This is a genomic window from Phenylobacterium sp. (genome assembly GCF_035475775.1).
Taxonomy (GTDB): Bacteria; Pseudomonadota; Alphaproteobacteria; order Caulobacterales; family Caulobacteraceae; genus Phenylobacterium.
This window is the reverse complement of record NZ_DATIMC010000104.1, coordinates 1-8,766: the sequence shown is the minus strand read 5'-3', so window position 1 is coordinate 8,766 and position 8,766 is coordinate 1. Positions and strand designations below refer to the sequence as shown.

Genomic DNA, 8,766 nt, shown 5'->3' with positions numbered 1-8,766 from the left:
GACGACCAGGCGATGCGCAGCTTGCCGGGTGTGGCGGCCACCTCTTCGACATAGGGCCGGGCCTTGGGCGGGGCGGGATAGGGCGAGCCGGGCTCCGGCCAGCCGGTGGCGTCGAGCATGGCGGCGCTGTCGCGAACCGTGCGGCTGACCACGTGGTCGACCACATTGCCCAGCGCATAGTCGTAGCCGTCCGGCAGGTTGGGATTGCGGTCGCGGGTGACCTTCAGCCCCACCAGCCCGCAGCAGGCCGCCGGGATGCGGATCGAGCCCAGGCCGTCGGAGGCGTGCGCCAGGGGAACGATCCCCGCCGCCACCGCCGCCGCCGAGCCGCCCGAGGAGCCGCCGGCGATATGGTCGGGATCCCATGGATTGCGGCAGGGTCCGAGCCGCGCGCTCTCTGTGGTGCCGGTGATGCCGTACTCCGGCGTGTTGCTTTTGCCGATCGGCACGACGCCGGCGGCGCGGTAGCGACGGGTGAGCCCGCCGTCCTCGCTGTCGACCAGGTCTCGCGCGAACTTCGAGCCGGATGTCCGGGGCCAGCCCGCGACCGGCATGCCGAGGTCCTTGATCAGGAACGGCACGCCGGGGAAGGGCCCGTCCGGCAGCTCGCCCCGAGCCCAGGCGCGGGCGTCGTCGTAACCCTTGTAGACGATGGCGTTCAGCGTCGGGTTCAGCCGCTCGGCGCGCGCGATCGCCGCCTCCACCAGCTCGGCCGGCGTGACCTGTTTCTTCCGGACCAGCTCCGCCAGGCCCAGGCCGTCGTGCTCGGAATAGTCGTCCATCAGTGGGCTCCGGCCAGGAAGGCGAGCTTTTCGACCGGCGGCAGGGTTCCGGCGGCGCCCTTGAGCACCGCGAACGCCCCCTCGGCCGCGGCCAGCGCCTGGTCGATGTCGGCCTCGGTCATGGCCGCGCAGAGGAACATATTGTGCCAGGGGTGCACATAGATCCCGCGATCCAGCATCGCCGAGGAGAAGCAGAAGCCCTTCCTGAGATCCGGATCGTCCTCGAACAGGAACAGCGGCATGGTCACCGGCCCGGTCTGGCGAAGCGCAAAGCCCGCCGCTTCGGCGCGTTCCGCAAGGCCGTCCCGCAGACGCCGGCCCAGCGCGGTGATCCGCTCCAGGTAGTCGGTGTCGCGCACCAGCCGCAGCGTCTCGAGCCCGGCGGCCATGGGCGCCGCCTGGTACCAGAAGGAGCCGGTGACGAAGATCACGCTGGCGGCCTTGCGGGCCTTGTCCGAGCCCAGCAGCGCGGAGATCGGATGGCCGTTGGCGATGCACTTGCCCCAGGTCGAGAGGTCCGGCTCGACGCCGATGCGGCTCCAGGAGCAATCGCGCGCCAGCCTCAGCCCCGCGCGCACGTCGTCGACCACCAGGAGCGCGCCGGTGCGGTCGCAGATCTCGCGGGCCTTGCGGGCGTAGGCGAGGTCCGGCTCGGCCTGGTCGATAAAGGCGTCGTGCTTGAAGGGCGCGGCGAAGATGCAGGCGAGGTCGTCGCCGGCCTGCGCGGCGGCCTCCTCCAGCGAGGCGACGTCATTGTAGTCGCAGAAGATCTGGTGCGCCCGGTCGGTCTCGATCACGCCGGCCGGCCGCGGCGTGCACCAGGCCGCCGCGCCGTGGTAGGCGCCCTTGGCCCGGATCACCGTCTTCTTGCGCGTGTGCGCCCGGGAGATCGTCAGGGCCATGGAAGTGGCGTCGGTGCCGTTCTTGCAGAACATGGCCCAGGCGGCGTGGCTCACCATCGCCACCATAGCCTCCGCCATCTCGACCATCAGCGCCGTCGGGCCGGTGAGCGTGTCGCCCAGGCCCAGCTGGCGGACGTAGGCGGCGTCGATCTGCGGGTTGGCGTAGCCGAACAGGTTCGGTCCGTAGGCGCACATGAGGTCGAGGTAGCGGCTGCCGTCGACATCCCAGATATGCGCGCCTTCGCCCCGCTCGAAGAACTGCGGGTAGTCCTCGGGCAGCAGGCCCACCGCCTGGTGGCCGTACATGCCGCCCGGGATCACCGCCTCGGCGCGGTCTCTGAGCTGCCGATCGCGGCTGTTGGCTCGGGTCATCGCGGCCTCCCTGATCGCTGATCAGCGATTAGTGGCAGGAGACGATGACGACGCAAGCATCCTTCTCCCGCGAGGGAGAAGGGCGGGGAGACTCCTGCTAATCCCCGCCCCATGCCGCCGCCGCTGCGCCTGGGCCTCTTCTACGGGGCGATCTTCATCGGGACCGGGGCGAGCTCGCCCTATCTCCCCGTGTGGTTCGCCCACCACGGGCTCTCCGGCGCGCGCATCGGCCTGATCCTGTCGCTGCCGATGATGGCCAGGGCGTTCACCGCGCCCTTGCTGGCGGTCTGGGCCGACAGCTTCCGGCTCCGCCGCACGGCGCTGATCGTCATGGCCGCGGCCGTGACGGCGCTCTACAGCGCCATGGCGCTGCCGCTCGGCTTCGCGGGCTGGGCCGTGGTCTGGTTCGCCGCCTCGTCGATGTATTCGACGCTGTCGCCGCTGGCCGACGTGATCACGCTGAAGCGCGCCGCCCGCGACGGCTTCAACTTCGGCGGCGTGCGGGCGATCGGCTCGGCCGCCTTCATCGTCGGCAACCTGGCGGTGGGCTGGCTGATCACGCGCGGTACGCCCGAACTGGTGCTGGTGTGGATGGTCGCCGCCGTGGCGCTGACCGGGCTCGGTGCGCGCCTGCTGCTGCCGCCCGACCCGGTCCACGACGAGGGTCATATGGCGGGCCTTGCGGAACGGATGGCGGGGGTCGGCGAGCTGCTGCGCGATCCGGTGTTCCTGACCGCGGTGCTGTCGGCCGGCCTGATCCAGTCGGCGCACGCCTTCTACTACGCGTTCTCGACGCTCGCCTGGAAGCAGCAGGGCGTTCCGGAAAGCCTGACCGGCCTGCTCTGGGCCACGGGCGTGGCGGTGGAGATCGTCTTCATGTGGCTCCTGGAGCCGTGGCGCCGCCGGATGGGCGCGCGACGCCTGCTGGTGCTCGGCGGAGCCGCCGCCATCGTCCGCTGGACGGCCTACGCCTGTTCGCCGCCGCTCTGGCTGGTGTTCCCGCTGCAGGGGCTGCATGCGCTCTCCTACGCGGCGACGTTCCTGGCCTCTCTGGAGCTCGCCCAGCGGCTGTCGGCGCCGCGCAACGCCTCGGCCGCCCAGGCGATCAACTCGTCGCTCTCCGGGGGCTTCATCTCGGGCCTGGCGACCATCGCCTCGGGTTGGCTGTTCGACCGCTACGGCGCGCAGGGCTACCTCTTGATGAGCGCCATGAGCGCGGCCGGCCTGGTCGGCGCGGTCCGGCTCTATGGCGTGAAGCGGCTGGATTGAAGCCGCCGCCCGGGCGTAGCCTCCTGCAATGTCGAGGAGGGTTGCATGGCCTTTCGCCTGTTCGGCTGCGTCTGCGGCCAGTTCCACACGACCCCGGCGGGACTCGGCCTGTCGGGCGATGCGCCGATCGACGTGCCGGTGCCGTTCTACGTGCTGGAGCATCCGGACGGGGTGGCGCTGTTCGACACCGGCCTGCCGCTCGGGATGATGGACGAGGCCGACGCCTATCGCGGCTTGCTGCGGGCGCAGGGCGCGGACGTGAAGCTCACGGCGCAGGAGACGCTCACCGCCCATCTCGAGCGGCTCGAGATCGATCCGGCGCGGGTGCGCTGGGTGGTCGCCTCGCACCTGCACTTCGACCACGCCGGCGGCCTGGCCCAGCTGCCGAACGCGACCCTCGTCGTCCAGAAGCGCGAGTGGGAAGCCGGCATGGATGACGAGGTCGCCGGGCGCTACTTCCTGCCGCGCGTCTACTTCGACCTCGGTCATCAGCTGAAGCTCGTCGACGGCGAGCACGACCTGTTCGGCGACGGTTCGGCGGTGCTGGTCCCGAGCTATGGCCACACGCCCGGCCACCAGTCGCTGCGGGTCCGCAACGCCCAGGGCGACCACATCCTGGTGGGCGACGCCTGCTACGCCTGCGAGGTGGTCGAGACGCGCCGCTTCCCGGAGTTCTCCGACCACGCCGCCATGAACCGCTCGCTCGACGCCCTGCTGGCGATGCGCGAGCCCGAAACGGTGATGGTGTTCGGCCACGACCCCGGCCAGTGGGGCGACAACGCCGTGCTGCCCTCGGCTCGCGCCTGAGCTGACGCGAGGACAGCCTTGCCGAGCGGGGGTCGCCGGCCGCTAGATGGCGCGGGAGGATCTGAATGCGCGCGCTCAACGTCGCCGAGCCCTGGGGGCTCGACCAGATCAAGGTCGTCGAGCTGCCGGACCCGAAGCCGGGTCCGGGCGAGGTCCTGATCCGCATGCGCGCGGTCTCGCTCAACTACCGCGACCTCTTGATGGTCGGCGGGATCTATGGGCGCGGCCCGGCGACGGCCGGCCCGATCATCCCCTTCTCCGACGGCTGCGGCGTGGTCGAGGCGGTGGGCGCGGGCGTGACCCGCGTCAAGGTCGGGGATCGCGTGGCGACCCTGTTCTTCCAGGGCTGGATCGCCGGGCCGCCGACCCAGGAGAAGCTCTCCACCGCGCTCGGCTATCCGATCCCGGGCGCCGGGCGCGAGCTCGGCGTCTTCTCCGAGCAGGGCCTGTCGAAGGTCCCGGACTTCCTCACCGACGAGCAGGTGGCCTGCCTGCCGTGCGCAGCGCTCACCGCCTGGCGCGGCCTGTTCGAGGATGCGCGCCTGAAGCCCGGCGACACGGTCGTCCTGCAGGGCACCGGCGGGGTCTCGATATTCGGCCTGCAGTTCGCACATGCCGCGGGTTGCCGGACGCTGATCACCTCGTCCTCCGACGAGAAGCTTGCGCGCGCCGAGGCGCTGGGGGCCGATCACCGGGTGAACTACCGCGCCGAGCCCGAGTGGGCGAAAGCCGTGCGCGCCGCGACCGGCGGCGTGGGCGCGGACCTGATCCTGGAGGTGGGCGGCGGCGGCACCATCGAGCAGTCGATGCGGGCCATCCGGATCGGCGGCCATATCGCGATCATCGGCGTGGTGGCCGGGCAGGGGAACCCGTTCAACCCGGCAGCCCTGATCGGCAATTCCGCCAAGCTGCAGGGGTTGTCAGTGGGCTCGCGCGAGGCGTTCGAGGCGATGTGCAAGGCGATCGAGCAGCACCGCATCGGCCCCGTCGTCGACAAGCTGTTTCCATGGACCGAGGCCAAGGCCGCGTTCGAGGCGATGCGCGGCGGCGAGCACTTCGGCAAGATCGTACTGACGTTCTGATTTCCACGGACCTCTGAAGGAGGCGTCGATGCGAACCGACAAACTCAATGCCAAGGGCATCAACCACCTGGCGCTGGTCTGCCGAGACATGGCCGAGACGGTGAAGTTCTACACCGAGACGCTCGACATGCCGCTGGTGAAGACGGTCGCCCTGCCAGACGGCGGCCAGCACTTCTTCTTCGATTGCGGCGGGGACACGCTGCTCGCCTTCTTCTGGTGGGCCGATGCGCCCCAGGCGGCGCCGGGCATCGCTTCGGTCGCCGACTTTCCGGCAAAGCCGATGTCGGCGGTGGGCTCGATGAACCACGTGGCTTTCCACATGGACGAGGACGAGCTGGAAGGCGCCATCGCAAAGCTCAAGTCCCGCGGCGTGCACGTCTCGGCGCCCGTGGTGGTGAACCACGACGACAGCGCCGCCGGCGTGGCGCGCGAGATGCACGAGGGGGTCTGGATCCGCTCGGTCTATTTCCGCGATCCCAACGGCATCATGCTGGAATACGCAGCGACCCTGAGGGGCTTCGGGCCCGAGGACGTCGCGCACGAACCCGCTCGCGCTGCGGAGCCCGTCGCCTGATGCCCCGCCTTCGCCAGGTCTCGCGCAAGGCCGCCGAGAGCGAGGTCGTGAAGCGCACCTACGACCTGTTGTTCGAGGACCGCGACCCGGTGAGCCAGCCCGGCACCTCCACCGGCACGCGCGGCGACTGGTGGACCGTCTTCGCGCTGGCCCCGGACGTGCTCGACCACTGCAACCGCGGCTTCGCCCTCTACCGCAATCCCAACCGCAAGCTCGACCCGGTGCTGCGCGAGCTCGCCCAGACCCGCGCCGGCTGGGCGAAGGCCAGCCAGTTCGTCTTCTCCCAGCACTGCAAGTCGCTGCGCGGCCTGGGCGTGCCGGAGGCGAAGATCGCCGCCGTGCCGCACTGGCAGGTCGCCGACGTCTTCGATGAGCGGGAGCGGGCGGTGCTGGCCTACGCCGACTGCCTGGTGCTGCAGGCCGGCCGCACGCCCGAGGCGGTGTTCACGGCCCTGAAGGGCTTCCTCTCCGACGAGGAGATCCTCGAGCTCACCTACATCACCTGCCTCTACGACATGCACGCGGTGATGACCAAGGCGCTGCGGCTCGAGTGGGACGACCGCGACGATCCGATCGTCGAGGTCGCCTCGCCGGAGGGCTTCAGCGCGCGAGACTTCCTGGATGTCGGGCGGCGCAATGCTCCTCCGCAGGAGGAACTGTCGCGAAACGACTGAGCGATGGGCCCGGCGGCCGGAATGCGGGCCGCCGGGCCTCCACTCGAGGGCTTCGCGACTGGCGCTTGGCCAGCCCGCCGCTCCAACCGCCGCGCCGACGCCGGGTTCCACCGGCGGTTCAGATTCCTGAGGGCTCGGCGCCGTCCAGCCAGTGGACGATCGCCTCGGCGGCGGCTTCGGGCGCGAGCCGCGTGGTGTCGATGCGGAGCTCCGCGTGCTCCGGCGGCTCGTAGGGCGAGTCCACGCCGGTGAAGTTCTTCAGCTCGCCCGCGCGGGCCTTGGCGTAGAGCCCCTTCACGTCGCGGCGCTCCGCCTCCGCCAGCGGGGTGTCGACGAACACCTCGACGAACTCGCCGGGGGCCAGCAGCTCGCGCGCCATCCGCCGCTCGGCGCGGAATGGCGAGATGAAGGAGACCAGCACGATCAGGCCGGCGTCGACCATCAGCCTGGCCACCTCGGCCACGCGCCGGATGTTCTCCACCCGGTCCTCCTCGGTGAAGCCGAGGTCCTTGTTGAGCCCGTGGCGGACGTTGTCGCCATCCAGCAGGTAGGTGTGCCGCCCGTCGGCGTGCAGCTTCTTCTCCACCAGGTTGGCGATGGTCGACTTGCCGGCGCCGGAGAGGCCCGTGAACCAGACGACCCGGCCGGCCTGGCCCTTGGCGAGCGCCCGCGCCTGTTTGTCGACGTCGAGCGCCTGCCAGTGGATGTTCTGGCTGCGCCGCAGCGCGAAGTGCAGGAGGCCCGCGCCCACCGTGCGGTTGGAGATCCGGTCGATCAGGATGAATCCGCCGAGGTCCTTGTTCTCCTCGTAGGGATCGAAGGCGACGGGGGCGTCGGTCGACAGGTTGACCACCCCGATCTCGTTGAGCTCCAGCCGCTTGGCGGCGAGGTGCTCGAGCGTGTTCACGTTGACCTTGTACTTGGGCTCGGTGACCTGGGCCGCGACCGTGCGCGTCCCGAGCTTCATCAGGTAGGGCCGCCCCGGCAGCATGTGCTCGTCGTCGAACCACACGAGCGTCGCCTCGAACTGGTCGGCGACGGCGGCCGGCGACTTCGTCTCGGCGAGCACGTCGCCGCGGGAGACGTCGATCTCGTCCGTCAGCGTCAGCGTCACCGCCTGGCCGGCCACGGCCTGCGGCAGGTCGCCGGCCAGGGTCACGATGCGCTCCACGACGGTCTCGCGGCCCGAGGGCAGGGCCTTGACCCTGTCGCCCGGCCGGATGACGCCGGAAGAGACCAGGCCGGAGAAGCCGCGGAAGTCGAGGTTCGGCCGGTTCACCCATTGCACCGGCATGCGGAAGGGCCTGGCCTGCAGCTCGTCCTCGACCGGCAGGTCTTCCAGCCAGCGCATCAGCGGCTGGCCCGCGTACCAACCCAGGTTGGCCGACAGCTCGGTGATGTTGTCGCCCTTCAGCGCCGACATCGGGATCGGCGTGAAGACCTTGATCCCGATGCGGGCGGCGAAATCGTGGTAGTCGGCGACGATCTGGTCGAACACCTCTTGCGACCAGCCGACCAGGTCCATCTTGTTGATCGCCAGCGCCACGTGGCGGATGCCCAAGAGGCTCACCAGGTAGCTGTGCCGCTTGGTCTGGGTCAGCACGCCCTTGCGCGCATCGATCAGGATCACCGCGGCGTCGGCGGTCGAGGCGCCGGTCACCATGTTGCGCGTGTACTGCTCGTGGCCCGGCGTGTCGGCGACGATGAACTTGCGCTTGTCGGTGGAGAAGAAGCGGTAGGCGACGTCGATGGTGATGCCCTGCTCGCGCTCGGCCGCCAGGCCGTCGACCAGCAGCGCGAAGTCGATCTCGCCGCCCTGCGTGCCGAGCCGCTTGGAGTCCGCCTCCAGCGCCGCCAGCTGGTCCTCGAAGATCATCTTCGAATCGTACAGCAGCCGCCCGATCAGCGTGGACTTGCCGTCGTCCACCGAGCCGCAGGTCAGGAAGCGGAGCAGGCTCTTGACCTCGTGCGCCCTGAGGTAGCCTTCGATGTCCTCGGCGATCAGCGCCGACTGGTGGGCCATGTCCTAGTTCCTCCCCCGCAGCGGGAGGGGAAGCGCGAAGCGGCGGAGGGGGTTTCCGCCGCGGGGCCGCAGTAGCTCGTTCTGAGCGGAAGCCCCCTCAGTCCCTCCGGGACAGCTCCCCCTGAGCGGGAGCAACTGAGCCAGGCGGCCCATCAGAAATACCCCTCCTGCTTCTTCTTCTCCATGGAGGCGGACTGGTCGCGGTCGATGACCCGGCCTTGGCGCTCGGAGGTGGTGGTGAGCAGCATCTCCTGGATGATCTCGGGCAGGGTCGCCGCGGT

8 protein-coding genes and 1 pseudogene are annotated in these 8,766 nt (G+C 70.2%); 5 read left to right on the top strand and 4 right to left on the bottom strand.

Features of this window, described 5'->3' with window-relative positions:
- Together VLI41_RS13030 and VLI41_RS13025 are read right to left on the bottom strand one after the other, a co-directional pair.
- Window positions 1–782: amidase (locus VLI41_RS13030; protein ID WP_325268515.1), on the bottom strand; the 782-nt coding region annotated here is incomplete at its 3' end.
- Window positions 782–2,056: an aminotransferase class III-fold pyridoxal phosphate-dependent enzyme gene (locus tag VLI41_RS13025; RefSeq protein WP_325268514.1), complete on the bottom strand. Its 1,275-nt coding sequence runs from the start codon at window positions 2,054–2,056 to the stop codon at window positions 782–784. The genes VLI41_RS13030 and VLI41_RS13025, both read right to left, overlap by 1 nt.
- A 111-nt stretch (window positions 2,057–2,167) precedes the next feature.
- Here VLI41_RS13025 and VLI41_RS13020 point away from each other — a divergent pair, with 111 nt between their 5' ends.
- The 5 genes from VLI41_RS13020 (at window position 2,168) to VLI41_RS13000 (ending at window position 6,462) form a co-directional block, all read left to right on the top strand.
- Window positions 2,168–3,325, top strand: coding sequence for an MFS transporter (locus VLI41_RS13020; RefSeq protein ID WP_325268513.1), 1,158 nt, complete (start codon window positions 2,168–2,170; stop codon window positions 3,323–3,325).
- A 45-nt stretch (window positions 3,326–3,370) separates the two neighbouring features.
- Window positions 3,371–4,132: an N-acyl homoserine lactonase family protein gene (locus tag VLI41_RS13015; protein ID WP_325268512.1), complete on the top strand. Its 762-nt coding sequence runs from the start codon at window positions 3,371–3,373 to the stop codon at window positions 4,130–4,132.
- A gap of 65 nt (window positions 4,133–4,197) precedes the next feature.
- Complete coding sequence (locus VLI41_RS13010; RefSeq protein WP_325268511.1) at window positions 4,198–5,214, top strand: NAD(P)-dependent alcohol dehydrogenase; 1,017 nt, start codon at window positions 4,198–4,200, stop codon at window positions 5,212–5,214.
- 28 nt (window positions 5,215–5,242) lie between these two features.
- Window positions 5,243–5,788 (top strand): VOC family protein, encoded by a 546-nt coding sequence (locus tag VLI41_RS13005; protein WP_325268510.1) that lies wholly within the window; start codon window positions 5,243–5,245, stop codon window positions 5,786–5,788.
- On the top strand, window positions 5,788–6,462 hold the full coding sequence (locus VLI41_RS13000; RefSeq protein WP_325268509.1) for a carboxymuconolactone decarboxylase family protein: 675 nt from the start codon (window positions 5,788–5,790) through the stop codon (window positions 6,460–6,462). The genes VLI41_RS13005 and VLI41_RS13000 overlap by 1 nt, the downstream gene beginning before the upstream one ends.
- A gap of 118 nt (window positions 6,463–6,580) precedes the next feature.
- Here VLI41_RS13000 and cysN read toward each other — a convergent pair whose 3' ends face one another.
- Both cysN and VLI41_RS12990 read right to left on the bottom strand, forming a co-directional pair.
- Window positions 6,581–8,485: a sulfate adenylyltransferase subunit CysN gene (gene cysN / locus VLI41_RS12995; protein WP_325268508.1), complete on the bottom strand. Its 1,905-nt coding sequence runs from the start codon at window positions 8,483–8,485 to the stop codon at window positions 6,581–6,583.
- A gap of 152 nt (window positions 8,486–8,637) precedes the next feature.
- A pseudogene (locus tag VLI41_RS12990) lies at window positions 8,638–8,766 on the bottom strand (sulfate adenylyltransferase small subunit); the annotation flags it as partial.

What these genes read in the sequence shown, in the direction of transcription:
- VLI41_RS13025 (WP_325268514.1), bottom strand. Translation starts at nt 2,056, where the DNA reads ATGACCCGAGCCAACAGCCGCGATCGGCAGCTCAGAGACCGCGCCGAG.
- VLI41_RS13020 (WP_325268513.1), top strand. Translation starts at nt 2,168, where the DNA reads ATGCCGCCGCCGCTGCGCCTGGGCCTCTTCTACGGGGCGATCTTCATC.
- VLI41_RS13015 (WP_325268512.1), top strand. Translation starts at nt 3,371, where the DNA reads ATGGCCTTTCGCCTGTTCGGCTGCGTCTGCGGCCAGTTCCACACGACC.
- VLI41_RS13010 (WP_325268511.1), top strand. Translation starts at nt 4,198, where the DNA reads ATGCGCGCGCTCAACGTCGCCGAGCCCTGGGGGCTCGACCAGATCAAG.
- VLI41_RS13005 (WP_325268510.1), top strand. Translation starts at nt 5,243, where the DNA reads ATGCGAACCGACAAACTCAATGCCAAGGGCATCAACCACCTGGCGCTG.
- VLI41_RS13000 (WP_325268509.1), top strand. Translation starts at nt 5,788, where the DNA reads ATGCCCCGCCTTCGCCAGGTCTCGCGCAAGGCCGCCGAGAGCGAGGTC.
- cysN (WP_325268508.1), bottom strand. Translation starts at nt 8,485, where the DNA reads ATGGCCCACCAGTCGGCGCTGATCGCCGAGGACATCGAAGGCTACCTC.